Annotated in this window: 14 protein-coding genes; 8 read left to right on the plus strand and 6 right to left on the minus strand. The window is 35.2% G+C overall.

Annotated elements, in window-relative coordinates; all coding sequences use genetic code 11:
- The 4 genes from CW752_RS02460 to CW752_RS02475 all read left to right on the plus strand — a co-directional run.
- Positions 1-1083: carboxylate-amine ligase (locus CW752_RS02460; protein WP_101238212.1), on the plus strand; the 1083-nt coding region annotated here is incomplete at its 5' end.
- A 32-nt stretch (positions 1084-1115) separates the two neighbouring features.
- Entirely contained in the window at positions 1116-1949 is an 834-nt protein-coding gene (locus CW752_RS02465) for a type 1 glutamine amidotransferase (RefSeq protein ID WP_101238213.1), read from the plus strand.
- Between the two features lie 264 nt (positions 1950-2213).
- Positions 2214-3398, plus strand: a complete 1185-nt coding sequence (locus tag CW752_RS02470; protein WP_101238214.1) for a hypothetical protein — start codon at positions 2214-2216, stop codon at positions 3396-3398.
- 189 nt (positions 3399-3587) lie between these two features.
- Positions 3588-4079 (plus strand): MepB family protein, encoded by a 492-nt coding sequence (locus CW752_RS02475; protein WP_228401578.1) that lies wholly within the window; start codon positions 3588-3590, stop codon positions 4077-4079.
- 149 nt (positions 4080-4228) lie between these two features.
- On the opposite strand, the gene cphA is transcribed toward CW752_RS02475, so the two are convergent.
- Positions 4229-6859, minus strand: coding sequence for a cyanophycin synthetase (gene cphA, locus CW752_RS02480; protein WP_101238216.1), 2631 nt, complete (start codon positions 6857-6859; stop codon positions 4229-4231).
- Positions 6860-7057: 198 nt separating this feature from the next.
- Between cphA and CW752_RS02485 the strand changes: the two genes are divergently transcribed.
- From CW752_RS02485 to CW752_RS02495, 3 genes are all read left to right on the plus strand, one after another.
- The gene (locus tag CW752_RS02485) at positions 7058-7948 is read left to right on the plus strand and encodes a cyanophycinase (protein ID WP_101238217.1); all 891 of its coding nucleotides are present in this window, start codon (positions 7058-7060) and stop codon (positions 7946-7948) included.
- A 272-nt stretch (positions 7949-8220) separates the two neighbouring features.
- On the plus strand, positions 8221-9063 hold the full coding sequence (locus tag CW752_RS02490; protein ID WP_101238218.1) for an isoaspartyl peptidase/L-asparaginase: 843 nt from the start codon (positions 8221-8223) through the stop codon (positions 9061-9063).
- A gap of 99 nt (positions 9064-9162) precedes the next feature.
- Positions 9163-9399 carry a YtxH domain-containing protein gene (locus CW752_RS02495; RefSeq protein ID WP_101238219.1) on the plus strand — a complete coding sequence of 79 codons (237 nt, stop codon included), beginning with the start codon at positions 9163-9165 and terminating at the stop codon, positions 9397-9399.
- A gap of 94 nt (positions 9400-9493) precedes the next feature.
- Here the strand turns inward: CW752_RS02495 and CW752_RS02500 are convergent, their stop codons facing one another.
- The 4 genes from CW752_RS02500 to CW752_RS02515 form a co-directional block, all read right to left on the minus strand.
- Positions 9494-10285 carry a class I SAM-dependent methyltransferase gene (locus CW752_RS02500; RefSeq protein ID WP_101238220.1) on the minus strand — a complete coding sequence of 264 codons (792 nt, stop codon included), beginning with the start codon at positions 10283-10285 and terminating at the stop codon, positions 9494-9496.
- Between the two features lie 188 nt (positions 10286-10473).
- Positions 10474-11823: a histidine--tRNA ligase gene (gene hisS / locus CW752_RS02505; RefSeq protein WP_101238221.1), complete on the minus strand. Its 1350-nt coding sequence runs from the start codon at positions 11821-11823 to the stop codon at positions 10474-10476.
- 124 nt (positions 11824-11947) lie between these two features.
- Positions 11948-12403, minus strand: a complete 456-nt coding sequence (locus CW752_RS02510) for an HRDC domain-containing protein (protein ID WP_228401580.1) — start codon at positions 12401-12403, stop codon at positions 11948-11950.
- A gap of 12 nt (positions 12404-12415) precedes the next feature.
- Positions 12416-12748: a single-stranded DNA-binding protein gene (locus tag CW752_RS02515; RefSeq protein ID WP_101238222.1), complete on the minus strand. Its 333-nt coding sequence runs from the start codon at positions 12746-12748 to the stop codon at positions 12416-12418.
- Positions 12749-13049: 301 nt separating this feature from the next.
- On the opposite strand from CW752_RS02515, the gene CW752_RS02520 reads away from it, so the two are divergent.
- On the plus strand, positions 13050-13772 hold the full coding sequence (locus CW752_RS02520; protein ID WP_101238223.1) for a polysaccharide lyase family 7 protein: 723 nt from the start codon (positions 13050-13052) through the stop codon (positions 13770-13772).
- Positions 13773-13847: 75 nt separating this feature from the next.
- Here the strand turns inward: CW752_RS02520 and CW752_RS02525 are convergent.
- Positions 13848-14727, minus strand: an 880-nt coding sequence (locus CW752_RS02525; protein ID WP_101238224.1) for a methyltransferase, incomplete at its 5' end; no start/stop codon positions are given.

Raw genomic sequence — 14727 nt, forward strand, 5'->3', positions numbered from 1 at the left:
CAGATCATTGACGTAGACAGCAGAGATCTTATTTCTCATGTTTCGAAAATCATTGAAGGCGGAAAAGCGGTTTTAAGTGAAAATTTAAAGCATGAAATGCACGAATCCATGATTGAAATGGAAACAGGTATCTGCCAAAATATTCAGGAAGCCAGAGCAGAATTAACCAACTTACGAAGACATTTAATCAATACCGCTCATGAGCAAGGATTGCGTGTCTCAGGAGGAGGAACCCACCCTTTCTCACATTGGTCCGACAACACGATCACTCAAGGAGAAAGATACATCAAAATCGTTGATGATATGGGAGATGTTGCCCGTGAAAACCTTATTTTTGGACTTCACGTACATATTGGAATTCCTAATCGCGAAGAAGGAGTAAGAATTCAGAATGTAATGCGTTACTTCCTCCCACACGTATATGCCCTTTCTACCAATTCTCCTTTTTGGATCGGTAGGTATACAGGTTTCAAATCTTACAGACAGGAAATTTTCGTAAAATTCCCAAGAACCGGTATTCCAAGTTTCTTTAACTCTTTAGCAGAGTTCGACAGCTATGTTGATCTTTTGATAAAAACAGGAACCATCGACAATGCCAAGAAAATCTGGTGGGATCTTCGGGTTCACCCATTCTACCCTACCATTGAGTTCAGAATCTGTGATATGCCGCTGAGAATTGACGAAACAGTCTGCCTTGCCGCTATTATGCAAAGTCTGGTCGCTAAAATTTACAAACTGCATCAACAAAATCTAAGTTTTAGAAGTTACAGAAGATTATTATTGAACGAAAATAAATGGCGTGCCTCTAAAAGTGGTATCGAAGCCCATCTTATCGATTTCGGAAAAGAAGAATCTGTTCCTTATCCTCTTCTATTGAAAGAGCTTTTGGAATTTATTGATGACGTTGTAGATGATTTAGGATGCCGCAAAGAAGTGGAATATGCCTGGAAAATCCTGGAAAACGGAACCGGAGCAGACAGACAACTTCAAATCTTTAAAGAAACCGGTGACCTTACCAAGGTGGTAGATTATATGATTTCCGAAACCGAGTATGGTATAACACACGGTGAACCTGCTTCATAATATTTTGGTAACTTTACAAAAAATATGATGTAATGAAAGATATTCGAATTGCTCTGCTGGATATGAACAACAACCATGTTAATCAAGGCTTTAGGAACATTAAAGAAATTTCTGAAGCATTTCAGCAGAACTCTGAAGAAAATGTAATCATCAAGACATTTGATGTGAGGTTTAAAGATGAAATGCCGGAAATTGGAGATTTTGACATCTTTATTTCTTCCGGCGGACCGGGCACCCCACACAGAGAAGGTTTTGAGTGGGAAAACAGGTTTGCTCATTTTTTAGATTCCATTTTTGATCACAATCAATACAATGAAGATAAAAAGTACCTTTTTCTGATCTGCCATTCATTTCAGTTGGCCAGCATCCATTGGAAATTAGGGAATATCTGCAAAAGAAAATCCTATTCTTTCGGGGTAATGCCGGTTCACAAAACTAAAGAAGGTAAAGAGGAATTTTTGTTTAAAAATCTTCAGGATCCTTTCTATGCGGTAGATTCCAGAGCATATCAATTCATTGAACCTGATCATGAACGTTTTGAAGAATTAGGGATGAAAATTATGGCCATTGAAAAATTCCGTCCTCACATCAATTTGGAAAGGGCAATAATGGCTGTTCGATTTTCAGAAGAAATCTTCGGAACACAATTTCATCCGGAAGCCAGTCCTGAAGCTTTAATCGAAAATCTGAAAGACGATAAAAACCGGGAAGCAATGATTGAAAACTTCGGAATGGAAAAATATCTTGAAACCATCGATAGAATTGACGATGAAGATAAAATTATCCTGACCAGAAATCAAATCCTTCCAAGGTTCCTGCAATTCGCAAAAAAAAACATTTTGAAAGAAGCTGAATCTTTGGCTTAAAAAATTAAAATAAACCACAAAAGTAGCAAAAGCTTTAACACTTAAGTTATTTTAAGTTACGACTAACTGATTTAGAAGTACGCTTTAGTTTTTGAAAATCTTTGATTTTCATCTTGTATGAACTTTTATACATGAACATTCTAAACTAACTTAAGAGTCCTAAAATCTTTTTCGAAAAACCTTTTGTAACTTTTGTGGTTAAATTATTTTGAATATCCAATCGAACATTTTTGCTCGATTTTTCAATATCACAAAAGAAAAAATATGATCCCAAAATATAGAAAACAGTTTAACCAGGAATTTTCAGAAGAGAAGTATCAGCAGCTCAAAGATATTTTAAAACAAAAAAGCGGTATAGAACCTTCTTTCAGAATTTCAGAAAGTCCGATGATTCTTACCAAAGCTTTTAAAGAAAAACTTCTTGACACCAGTGAAAGTATCATCAGTCAGATTAAAGGACTTCCGGCTGAAACGCTTCAAAAGGCTATTCCTGAAAATTGTAGAGTACCCAATGATACCGATCAACCTCATTTTTTCACGATAGACTTCGGAATCTGTAAAAGTGCCAACGGAGAAATTGAACCACAATTAATAGAATTACAGGCATTTCCTTCATTATACGCTTTTCAAAAAGTCTTTGAAGATACTTTCTGTGAGGTATATCCTTTTCTTTCCGAGATAAGCAATACTATGCCTCATGAAGATTTTAAACAATATTTAAAAGACCTGATCGTAGGTGATGAAAATCCTGAAAATGTAATCCTTCTCGAAATTTTTCCTGAAAAACAAAAAACGGCCATTGATTTTGCCTTAACAGAACAATTATTAGGTATTAAAACGGTTTGTCTAACGAAGGTAAAAAAAGAAGGCAAGAAATTATACTATGAAAAGAATGGTCAACTTCTAGAGATTAAAAGAATCTACAATCGTGTCATATTTGATGAACTCGACAGAATCCCGAATCTTAAAACTGAATTCGATTTCCGTGAAGAAGTGGATGTAAAATGGATTACACACCCAAACTGGTTCTTTAAAATCTCTAAATTCCTTCTCCCTTTGCTGAAGCATCAATTTGTTCCCAAGAGTTATTTCCTACACGAATTCCCGGAAAATGAAAAACTTGAAGATTTTGTATTAAAACCTTTATTTTCATTTGCCGGAAGTGGTGTTAATCTAAATCCGACCAAAGAGACTACAGATACCATTGAAGATAAGGAAAATTATATCTTACAGAGAAAAGTAAATTACGAACCTGTTTTTGAGGACATCAATGGAGATTTTTCAAAAGCAGAAATTCGATTGTTATATATTTGGAAGGAAAATGAGGATCATCCTATTCTACTGGAAAACCTTGGAAGAATGACTAAAGCCGCCATGGTAAATGTAGATTTTAATAAAAAAGATGCTATTTGGATTGGAAGTTCTAATGCATTTTTTGGAGAAGGATAAATGAGGAGAATTGAAGATTGCACCTTATTAACCACCCCGTCAAAAATTCTTTGAATTTTTGCCACCCCTCCATTGGAGGTGAATTTCCTCACACATTAAAAGGTAACCTATTTGAACAGATTAGGAAAAACTAATTTGCGTTGGTAACCAACTTTAAACCTTAAACATTGAACTTTAAACATAAAACTATTGAATTTAAAAACCATTGAAGAACAACTGTTTCAACCCCTTGGATTAATCTGTTCAAATATTGAAGAAGACTTAGAATGCAGGGAATATTCAGGTTTTAATTTTACTGTAGATGAAAAGAATATCAAGTTCCGTATTTCTAAAATTACACCCACTAAAACCGGACAATTTGTAACACTATGGAAAAGAGATGAAAATGGAGAAACAATTCCTTTTGAACTGAATGATAATTTTGATTTTTATCTTATTGCAGCTTTCAAAGATCAGCTTTCCGGAATTTTTATTTTTCCTAAAAATATTTTGTCGAAGAAAGGAATTTTATCTAATGAGAAAAAGAAAGGAAAACGAGGTTTTAGAATATATCCAACCTGGGATACAGCCGAAAATAAGCAGGCAATAAAGACTCAGGAATGGCAAACCCAATACTTCCTGGAATTTTCCAAAGATCGGGACGCAATACTCCAACATGCCAGAATATTGCTGAAGATATAATCAAAATATTGGTTCTCCCTGATTATGCAGGTTTTTGCACAAGCATCAACGTATTCCGTGAAATCAGCGAGAGATTAAAAAAATCAGAAGATCTATGAAAAACGGCTGCACTTTACAGGACAGCCATTTTTTTTATTTTAAACTCTTTTCTAAAGATTTTTATCATCTTCAAGCAATTCTCTTGCCTGATATTCCTGAACGAGATCTATAGCATTGGAGATCACATCACTTAGAGCGGTAATGAACGTTCCTTCTTCAGCCATTCCAATGGCATGTTTCAAAGCTTCGATTTCTTTAGGAATAATCTCATAACTCACGTCTTTTCCTGAAGCTTGCATTCCTTCAATAATTAATCCATTGATTTCATCTTCCGTTCTTCCACGAAGATGCTTTTCATTTCGGATAATAATATGATCGAACATTCTCCCTGCAATTTTACCACATTCTCTGATGTCGTTATCACGCCTATCTCCAACTCCTGAAATAATTCCTATTTTCTTTGTAGATTCTACATTTTTAAGGTAATCTTCAATGGCTTCATATCCGGCAGGATTATGGGCAAAATCGATCAGGACTTTAAAACTTTTGAATTTAAAAACATTCAATCTTCCCGGAGTAAGCTGAGCACTTGGAATAAAAGTCCTTAAAGAATTGGAAATATCTTCAATTCCAAATCCGTGAAGGTAACTTGCTAAACTTGCCGCCAATACATTTTCAATCATGAATCTGGCTTTTCCTTCCATTGTTATAGGAAAGTCTTTTGCTTTTCCGATTCTGATCTTCCAATCTCCTTTTTTAATGGTAACAAACCCTTCTTCATATACACAGGTAATTTTTCCTTCTTTGGCAAATTTGACAATATGAGGATTATTCTCATCCATACTAAAAATGGCCACATTACAATCAAGATCATTTACAATCTTCATTGAATATTCGTTGTCGGCATTCAATACACTCCAACCATTTTTCTTTACACTGTCCAATACCACCCTCTTCACTTTCGTAAGGTCTCTTAAACTATGAATATCATTCATTCCTAAATGATCCTCCTCGATATTAGTCAATACTCCGATATCACATTGTGAAAATCCCAATCCGGAACGTAAAATTCCTCCTCTTGCTGTTTCAAGAACCGCAAATTCCACAGTAGGGTCTTTTAAAATAAATTCTGCAGAAAGGGGGCCTGTAGTATCTCCTTTTGATAACATTGTATTTTGAATATAAATACCGTCTGATGTTGTAAAACCAACCCTATATCCATTACTTTTCACAATATGGGAAATGAGTCTTGTAGTGGTTGTTTTCCCGTTAGTCCCGGTTACCGCAATAATCGGAATAGTAAATGGTTTTCCTTGCGGATAAAGCATATCAACCACTGGTGCAGCCACGTTTCTTGGAAGCCCTTCACTTGGAGCCAAATGCATTCTGAAACCAGGAGCGGCATTCACTTCTATGATAGCACCACCACTTTCTTTCAAAGGCTGAGTCAGATTTTCAGCCATAATATCGATGCCACAAACATCCAGACCAATAATTTTGGATATTCTTTCTGCCATCGTAATATTTTCAGGATGCACCATGTCTGTTACATCAATGGATGTTCCTCCCGTTGAAAGATTGGCCGTAGATTTCAGATAAACGACCTCACCTCTCTGAGGAACGGTTTCAAGGCTATACTGAAGTTTTTCAAGCAATTCTAGTGTATCCTTATCAACTTCTATTTCTGTTAGTACATTTTCATGACCATATCCACGTCGTGGGTCTTTATTTTCCTTTTCAATAAGCTGTTGAATGTTCAATTCTCCATCTCCAACAACATGTGCCGGCACCCTCCTTGCTGCCGCTACCATTTTATTGTCTATCACCAAAACCCTGAAATCATATCCGGTGATATATTTTTCTACAATTACTTTTCGAGAATATTTTTGAGCATGTTCCAGGCCTATCTTAGCAGACTCCCAATCATTTACATTAATAGACGAACCTTTTCCATGATTACCATCCAAGGGTTTCAAAACAATAGGATATCCAATTTTTTTGATAACAATACCCAAATCTTCTTCATTTACCACTAAATCTCCGATTGGAACCGGAATGGCTGCATCATGAAGCATTTTCTTGGTCAATTCTTTATTACAGGCAATATCCACGGCAATAGAACTCGTTTTCCCCGTAATGGTGGCCTGAAAACGTTGTTGATTAACTCCATAACCCAGCTGTACTAACGAATTCGTACCTAATCTGATCCACGGAATTTTTCTTGAAGCCGCCTCTTCTACGATACTTCCGGTAGAAGGTCCAAGACGGACACGTTCTCTGATTTCCTTTAATGTATGGACACATGCATTCAAGTCATAATCTTTGCCTTCGATAAGTGCCTCCGCAATCTTAACGGCTTCTTCCGCGGCATAGATTCCTGCATTTTCTTCCAGATAATTAAATACCACATTATACACTCCCGGAGTTTTTGTTTCACGGGTTCTTCCGAATCCAACATCCATACCCGCCAATGTTTGGATTTCTAAAGCAATATGTTCAATCACATGTCCCATCCAGGTTCCTGTTTCCACTCTATGGAAAAAACCACCTTCCACTCCTTCGGAACATCTGTGAGTAATCAATGATGGGATCAATTTTTCAATCCTTTCTCTGAATCCTTCAATTTTATTAGTAGGATAATTTTCCATTTCCTCAAGGTCTAACCTCATCTGTATCAATTTCTTTCTTCTGATACTCCAAATATTAGGACCGCGTAGTGCCTGAATCTTTTCGATTTTCATAGTCTATTGGCATTTTAACAGTTAATAATAACTCCTTTTATAACCAAAGATAATGTAAAACCCTAAACAAAACCATACCACGATTAAAGATTTACTAAAAAAGGATTAATTTTCATTAACATTCTTAAAACATTAAAAATCAACTAAAGATGGCATGAAATTCGCCAAACAATGTTAATTATTTTTTAATTTTGTACCATGACGAAACCTGTTGGAAAATTAATAGTTATCGGAGGTGCTGTAAACAAAGGAAGTTTTGCAGAAACCGATTATGATCAGAATATCGAAAAAAACCTAAACTTTTTTGAACGCGGGATCTTACGAAAGATCATCAACGAATCAAAATTAAAGGAGGATTCGGTGATTGAAATCGTAACAACTGCTTCACAAATTCCACAGATCGTAGGCACCGAATACAAAAAAGCATTTGAATTTTTAGGAGCCAGGAATGTCAATATTCTTGATATTCATAACCGTGAAGAAGCTAATTCTGACGCTATGGTTGCGAGAGCAAATGCTGCAGATGTAATGATGTTCACAGGTGGTGACCAGCTTAGATTAACTTCCATTTTGGGTGGAACGAGATTTCATGATACTGTTTTATTAAAATATCAGGAACAGGATTTTATCTATTCCGGAACTTCTGCCGGAGCTGCGGCTGCTTCCGAAAATATGATCTATCAGGGAAGCAGTTCTGAAGCATTGTTAAAAGGAGAAATTAAAACAACACAAGGATTAGGCTTAATTGATAATGTTATTATTGACACTCATTTTGTGCAACGAGGCAGAATCGGACGTCTTTTCCAGGCTGTGGTTAATAATCCAAGAACCTTAGGAATCGGACTTGGAGAAGATACAGGACTTTACATCCATAATGATGTCATGACTGCTGTAGGTTCGGGTCTTGTTATTTTGGTAGACGGAAGGTTTATTAAAGATACCAACCTTACCAACATCAACCTTGGAGAACCTATTTCTATTGATAACCTGACGGTGCATGTAATGTCTATGAATGATCATTATGACCTTACAACCAAAACCCTAACGATTGAAAATTCTCAATTTAATCCAATACCACAGGATAAATAAAATAATTTATTATCACTATACAAACGGGACTTCGGTTCCGTTTTTTTATTTAATATTCCTATTTTAAGTTTGGCTCCAAACCCAATGGAATATTTTAAAATTTATTAAATCGCCCCCTATTGATGTGGATATCCTAATTAACGGATAATCATTATCGCAATAGTTATTTAACGACAAGATCTTTTATCTTTTATCTTTTATCTTTTATCTTTTATCTTTTATCTTTTATTTATAAATTACCTTCGTAAAAATTATTCATCAACTCTTATTCTATGAAAATCATCATCCACGGCGGTTTTTTCTCTGAAAGTGACCAAAGCCATGAAATAAAAACTGCAAAACAAAATTCTTTAAAAGAAATCGCTCAAAAAGCTTTTGAATATTTACAGACCCATTCCGCTTTTGATACGGTGGCTTACGTTGTTTCTCTATTGGAAGACGATCCTTTATACAATGCCGGAATTGGTTCACAAATTCAAAGCGATGGTGTTATCCGGATGAGTGCGGCCATTATGAATGGGGATACTCAAAAGCTGAGTGGAGTCATCAATATTCAGGATGTAAAGAATCCTATTTTTGTTGCTAAAGACCTTATAAAAGAAGACGACAGGGTTTTAGGAGGAAATGGAGCAAAAATATATGCTACCGAACATGGATTTGAAAACTTTTCTACTGAAATTCCCCAAAGAAGAAGTGAATACGAAGCTAAACTTAATCATGGAGGAAAAGGAACTGTTGGTTGTGTCGCTATTGATAAAGATGGAAAACTGGCTGTTGCAACTTCTACAGGAGGAAAAGGATTTGAAATTCCGGGAAGAATTTCAGATTCGGCCACTGTGGCCGGAAATTACGCTAATGCATTCTGTGCTGTAAGTTGTACCGGTGTTGGAGAAGATATCGTAAGCAATGCTACTGCTGCAAAAATCGTAACAAGGGTTACAGACGGAATGAATCTTGAGCAGGCTTTCCATAAGACATTTGATGAGCTTAAAGCCATTGACGGATTTGCCGGCGCTATTGCAATAGATAAAGAAGGAAACCTATATCATCAGGATTCCTATCCTACTATGGTTTTCGCAAGCTTTGATGGTAAAAATTTTGATGTCTTCTCTTAAATTTAACATTTATTTATAATTCTATATATTTTTTTGGCACGTATTTTACATAAGTATTAGTAACAAATTTTAATATTAATACTTAAAAAAATAGAAATCATGGGAAACAAGGCAAAAGGCTTATTAGCTTTATTAGGTTTGGGTGCATTAGCTTATTGGAAATATAAGAATTCATCTCCTGAAGATCAACAGGCGGTAAAAGATAAAATCAATACTGCAAAAGATAATCTTAATAAATGGGGTAATGATCTTAAAAATAAAGCAAATGATGTTGCTTCTCAGGTTCAGAATAAAGTTGACGAAGTCAAAACAAAGGCTGAGGACTCTTTAAACTAAAAAACAGACAGTAGTTTTTTTAACATTCATATATTAGAAAAAGTCATCGCAGTAGTTACGATGACTTTTTTGTTTTTTTAATATCTTTTATATCTTATAATTTTTGGGCTATAAGAGCAAATACTAAAGGTATTTTATTTCCAAATTGTGGAATTCTCCATTTACCCTTTTCAAATTCATCTACATGCCTGAAACAAGGATATGGAGACCAGTCAAATTCCTGAAAAAGGTCCAGTTTCAAATTCTTTTTCATCAAATTATCAAGCACTTCTGCTAACGAGTGATTCCACATGACATATTCTTGTACAATAGATGCAGATTGATCTGCATAAGTACCTTCATACGTTTCTATAATTGGTTTTTCATTAAAATAATTGTACGCAACTTTGGTAAAGTCGTCATCAAACATCCAGACTACGGGATGAAATTCCGCCATAATAAACCGGCCACCTGGCTTTAAAAAATGACTAATCACTCCTGCCCATTTTTCCAGATCAGGAAGCCATCCTATTGTCCCATAACTTGTATAAACAATGTCAAACTTTTGATCCAGTACATTCGGAAGATTATAAACATCTGAACAAATAAATTCTGTATCGGTTCCACATTTCTGAGCTAAATCTTTAGCGGTTTCAATCGCTTTATCAGACAAATCGATTCCCGTTACTTGTGCTCCCATTCTTGAAAGTGAAATAGAATCCTGTCCAAAATGACATTGCAGATGCAAAATACGTTTCCCTTTTATATCTCCTAAAAGTTCCAATTCTATTGAATTGAGTGAACTTCTTCCTTTTAAAAATTCATCTACAAAGTAAAAATCCGATTTTAGATGGGGTTCTACCTTAGCATTCCACGAATTTTTATTGATTTCTAAGTAATTTTCCATGGTGTTCAATTAAAATTAAGATTATTAAAATCTCATACGTTTATTTTCTAGCGGCATACCTTCTCAGTTCTGCCGGACCAAATTACAAATTCTCTTCTATTTGTTGTAAAATAAATAAAAAATAGCTCAAAGTTTCTTTTCAGTAAAGAACAACCTTGAGCTATTTCCGAATATATCTGAATATATTTTTATCCTAAAAACTCTTCCAGAGAAACCGTTTTCTGTTCTCCGGCTTCAAGATTTTTAAAGGTAACGGTACCATTTTTAATTTCTTCTTCTCCTAAGAAAACAAGGTTTTTAATTCCTTTCTTTTCAGCATATGTAAACTGTTTGTTGATCTTTGCAGACTCAGGATATAGTTCGGCCGAAATCCCTTTCATTCTTAATTGCATGATCAATTTTAAGGCTTCTGTAGTTTCCTCACCTCCGAAATTAGCAAATAAATATTCGATTTTAGAAGAGGCTTCTTCAGGGAAAAGATTCAGCTCTTCCATCACAAGATAAATTCTATCTAATCCGAATGAAATTCCAATTCCCGGAATATTTTTAACTCCAAAAACTTCTGTAAGGTTATCATATCTACCACCTCCACCGATAGATCCCATTGCCACTTCATCAGCTTTCACTTCAAAGATAGCTCCGGTATAATATTCTAATCCTCTCGCCAATGTGATATTGAATACTAAATTCTGCATATCAACACCAAGATTCAGCGATTGGGTAAGGACAAACTCTAATTCATCTACTCCTTTTAAACCAATCTCATTTCCTGCAAACTTTTCTTTCAACTGAAGAAGGTTTTCCAAAGCGTCATCAGATTGGCTAAACAAGAAGTCTAATTTATCAATCGATTCCTGGGAAATTTCTCTTTCCAATAATTCTTTAACAACACCCTCTTTTCCAATCTTGTCCAGTTTATCCAAAGCTACAGTGAAATCGATAAGTTTGTCTGTGATTCCTGCATATTCGGCTAACCCGGAAAGAATCTTTCTGTTGTTCATATGAATGGTAACAGGAACTTTCAGATCTGAGAATGATTTCAAATACAATTGAATCAATTCTACTTCCTGCAATAAGCTTTCACTTCCTACAACATCTGCATCACATTGATAAAACTCTCTGAATCTTCCTTTTTGAGGTCTGTCTGCTCTCCAAACCGGTTGAATTTGATAACGTTTATAGGGAAATGTCAACTTTCCCTGGTTCATCGCTACAAATCTTGCAAAAGGTACAGTAAGATCATAACGAAGAGCCTTATCAGAGATTTGTGAAGTAAGTTTTTGATGGTTTTTATTGTCCCAGTCTTCTTGATTCACCTTTGAAGCATATTCACCTGAATTTAAAATTTTAAAAATCAGTCGATCACCTTCTTCTCCGTACTTTCCCGTCAATGTAGAAAGATTTTCAAAACTTGGTGTTTCCAATGGTTGGAATCCGAATAATTCAAAATTATTCTGTAGAATAGTAATAATATATTTTCTTCTGGAAACTTCCTGCGCCGTAAAATCTCTCGTTCCTTTTGCTAAACTTGGCTTCATTTCTTGTATGTCATTTTGATATATGCAAAAATAAGGAATTGCAGGGACTTTTACACTGCATAAAAAGCTGAAGAAGTAAACTTCCCCAGCTTCCGGTTGTTACAATGTCCTTTATTTCAAAAAATCAGACACTTTCAAGGATCTCAAGTATTTCTTCTCCATAATTTTCAATCTTATGTTTTCCGAATCCTTTGATCTCAAGTAGCTCTTCTTTTTTAGCAGGCTTATACTTCGCTACAGACATCAGTTCCTTGTTGCTTGCAATAAAGTATGTTGGCAGGTTCTGCTCCCTGGCTTTCTCTGACCTCCATAGCTTCAGTGCGTTTAGAATTTTCTCTTCATCATAGCTCAAAGAATCCCCTTCTGCAGAGTATTTCACCACTTTTGGTTCCTTTACTGTATTTTTCGTCAGCCTTGGCTCTTCAAAATACAAGATAACAGTCCAATAACATTCATCACTTACAAAAGCGGTTTCCACTTTTATAATCTCGTTAGCTTCCAGAAAATCGTCCAGCATTTTTTGGTCTTTGTAGAGAAGCTCTTCAGGAAGTCTTATTTTAAAAACCTTTACTTTCATCATTTGCAGTCTTAATTATTTCCCACCCAACAGCAAAATCTCATCTACCCGAATTTCTGTAATGTACCGCTTAACACCATCTTTATCATCATATGATCTGTATGTAAGCTTTCCTTCGATGGCAATCTCTTTACCTTTGGGAACATATTTTTCAAAAATTTCCGCTGTTCTTCCAAATGCAATGAGATTATGCCATTGCGTTTCTTCTACTTTTTCGCCTTTAGCATTGGTGTAATGATCGCTGGTAGCTAATGATACACTTGCTTTTACATTTCCGTTGTCGAAGTTTACCATTTCAACTTCTTTACCTGTGTAACCAATTAATGTTACTTTGTTTCTTAGTGACATAACTTTTATATTTTAAAGATTAATAATTCAGATAAGAGACGTTCACTGTTTTCTCAAATCTCTGTTGCAAAGTTTGCGATACTACCCAAGGCCAGTCGGTAAAAAATTATTTAAAATCACTTGTAGTCGTTTGTTGTCGGATATAAAAATCAAAAATCTTATAGTAGCATATCGTTAAACTCCCTATTTAAGGCGGTTTTTCTTTGTACTATTTTTAAAAATCATACATAATAAAATCAGATAAAAATTTTGTTTAATTTTTATACATTAGTAATAACCAATAACGGAGAACATTTCAGATATGCAGATTTTTTTCAAAACCATAGTACATTCAGGATTAATTATTTTGTTTTCAAATATCCTTCAGGCACAAAACATGTATCCACGGGTACCACAAACAGAATTTAATCTAACCGATTTTAATCTCCAGTTGCCTATTGAAAAAGATCATTCCATTAGTATTATTAAAGGGACTGATATAGCACAATTTTCTTCAAAAAATTTTTACTTCTCCCCACAGGATAAAAGCATTCGTTTGTTTTGTTCCTCTGATGGCCAACCTACACAAAACTCACATTATCCAAGAACGGAACTTCGACAGGCGGAAGAATGGCATTTTGAAAAAAAGCATAGCTTCAAGGTAAAGATGGCTATAATGGAGCAACCAAGCTCAGGAAAAATTATTATTGGTCAAATACATGGTAACTCAAAAGGAACAGAAGCTTTAAAAATCTGGTGGAATAATGGCCAACTTCAGGCAGGATTTAAGAAGGAAGTTAATGATAAAGAAACCCGGGTCACACTTTTGAAAAATGTTTCTATAGGTCAGATATTTGATTATAGTATTGAACAAAACAATTTGGAAATCAAAGTAAAAATAGATCAACAAATAAGTCTTTTCAATCTGGGAAACAGTTGGAAATCGGAATCAGTATATTTTAAGGCAGGAAACTACCTCCAAGATAATAAAATCCCTGTAACATCTGGGCTGGTTGCTATCTATAATATTGAACTTACGAAATAAAAACGATACAAAACAGATCGTATTTAAAACAAAAAGATGCCCGAAATCTGAGCACCTTTTTTCATATATCTTCTGCTATATTTTCTTGCATTCAACAATACTTTTGGCTTCGGTACCGATATCAATAACACGATGAAATGTGAAACCGGCTTTCTCAACAAGTTTTTTAAATTCATTTGCTGTTCTCTCTCTTCCCGTAATGCAGGCCATCATTACGATATCCAACAACTTAGCAATATGCGGTTGATTTTGAGATTCGTCAGGAATGACAGCATCTATGATTAATAATGTAGCTCCTTTGGGCATTGCATCATAGCATACTTTTAAAATCTTGATACATTCTTCATCATTCCAATCATGAATAATCCATTTCATGGTATATAAATCTGCTCCTTCGGGAACTTTATCAAAGAAACTTCCTGTAGCTACAGAGCATCTGGCTTTTAAATTTTCCGGAATAAGTTGAATTGTTTTTTCAATAACATGGGCCTCATCAAAAATAATCCCGGAGCTCTCCGAGGAAGAGTTCAAAATAGCATACATCATAATTCCATTCCCGCCTCCTATATCGACAATGGTTTTGTAAGGAGTAAAATCGTAAGTCTGGATGATTCCCTGAAGTTCCATACCAGATAATCCGGTCATTCCTCTTCCGAAATTGGCAGCCAGTTCGGGATATTTTTTGTAATAATCCCACAAATTCATTCCATGGACATGTTCAAAGGGTACTTTTCCTGTTTTAACACTGTAAGTAAGATCGGCGAAAGCAGGAAAATGCTCGCTCATATTTGCCAGAACAAAGTCTTTTACCGTACCGGGAACTCCCGTTAGTAAAGTAGCCCCGAGGTCATTTAATGCAAAAGTTTTACTGTCCAATTCTTCAAAAATTCCTACACTACTTAATGCCCTCATAATTCTGTACAGCTGCATTTCCTGTGAATCCGTTTCTTGTGCT

The sequence above is a fragment of the Chryseobacterium sp. PMSZPI genome (assembly GCF_002835665.1).
Taxonomy (GTDB): domain Bacteria; phylum Bacteroidota; class Bacteroidia; order Flavobacteriales; family Weeksellaceae; genus Chryseobacterium.

Excerpts from the sequence above, each read along its gene's own strand:
- CW752_RS02465 (WP_101238213.1), top strand. The coding sequence starts at position 1,116 with ATGAAAGATATTCGAATTGCTCTGCTGGATATGAACAACAACCATGTT.
- CW752_RS02470 (WP_101238214.1), top strand. The coding sequence starts at position 2,214 with ATGATCCCAAAATATAGAAAACAGTTTAACCAGGAATTTTCAGAAGAG.
- cphA (WP_101238216.1), bottom strand. The coding sequence starts at position 6,859 with ATGAAAATCGAAAAGATTCAGGCACTACGCGGTCCTAATATTTGGAGT.
- CW752_RS02485 (WP_101238217.1), top strand. The coding sequence starts at position 7,058 with ATGACGAAACCTGTTGGAAAATTAATAGTTATCGGAGGTGCTGTAAAC.
- CW752_RS02490 (WP_101238218.1), top strand. The coding sequence starts at position 8,221 with ATGAAAATCATCATCCACGGCGGTTTTTTCTCTGAAAGTGACCAAAGC.
- CW752_RS02495 (WP_101238219.1), top strand. The coding sequence starts at position 9,163 with ATGGGAAACAAGGCAAAAGGCTTATTAGCTTTATTAGGTTTGGGTGCA.
- CW752_RS02500 (WP_101238220.1), bottom strand. The coding sequence starts at position 10,285 with ATGGAAAATTACTTAGAAATCAATAAAAATTCGTGGAATGCTAAGGTA.
- hisS (WP_101238221.1), bottom strand. The coding sequence starts at position 11,823 with ATGAAGCCAAGTTTAGCAAAAGGAACGAGAGATTTTACGGCGCAGGAA.
- CW752_RS02510 (WP_228401580.1), bottom strand. The coding sequence starts at position 12,403 with ATGATGAAAGTAAAGGTTTTTAAAATAAGACTTCCTGAAGAGCTTCTC.
- CW752_RS02515 (WP_101238222.1), bottom strand. The coding sequence starts at position 12,748 with ATGTCACTAAGAAACAAAGTAACATTAATTGGTTACACAGGTAAAGAA.
- CW752_RS02520 (WP_101238223.1), top strand. The coding sequence starts at position 13,050 with ATGCAGATTTTTTTCAAAACCATAGTACATTCAGGATTAATTATTTTG.